This is a genomic window from Flammeovirga aprica JL-4 (genome assembly GCF_012844305.1).
GTDB lineage: Bacteria > Bacteroidota > Bacteroidia > Cytophagales > Flammeovirgaceae > Flammeovirga > Flammeovirga aprica.
This window is the reverse complement of record NZ_JABANE010000396.1, coordinates 1-603: the sequence shown is the minus strand read 5'-3', so window position 1 is coordinate 603 and position 603 is coordinate 1. Positions and strand designations below refer to the sequence as shown.

The 603-nt window shown below is 54.6% G+C and carries 1 protein-coding gene; it reads right to left on the bottom strand.

What is annotated here, in order from left to right; genetic code table 11:
• A partial coding sequence (locus HHU12_RS34580) for a lysophospholipid acyltransferase family protein (protein WP_205960107.1) occupies positions 1-551 on the bottom strand: 551 nt, incomplete at its 3' end.
• Positions 552-603 lie beyond the last annotated feature (52 nt).

The window sequence follows — 603 nt, the reverse complement described above, 5'->3', positions numbered from 1 at the left end:
TTATCGGTACCGTGCTCATCCGCCATGCGGCGCAGCGAAACGGACGGCGAGAAGCGCACGAAGCTGTCGCGGCCGAGCCAGGAGACGGCGAAAAATTTCTGAATGCCGTTCAGCATCCGCAGCGGCGGATTGACTTCTCCTTTCTCGCGACCCGGCGAACGGCCGAACATGACCGAAACCGGCACCATTTGCACATCGAGGTCCGGATGGTTGCGGTGCAGATCGAGGTAATCGTGGAACAGCTTGATGGACTCTTCTTTTGGCGTGTAATAAGTAAATACGCGCGGCCCACCGTGGATGAATACGTAACGCGGCAGCAGGGCGCCGTCGATTTCCAGCGGTTCAAGCGGGTCAGGTAAATCATGCGCCAGGCATTGGGCGCGCAGCGTCAGCAGGTCCGCCTTCGAATTATAGGGCAGGACGTACATGACCGGACGCGAGGTATCGAGTCCTAATTCCTGGGCAGGCTCTGCCGGAATAGACTTGCTTTTTACCAGCACCTGTAATGGTAAATTCAGTAATTTATAGTAAATTCGTTGCCATCCAGACATAAACTATGTGAAGCCTTTGGTTAATCATGCAAATGCGCGCCAAGACTAACAC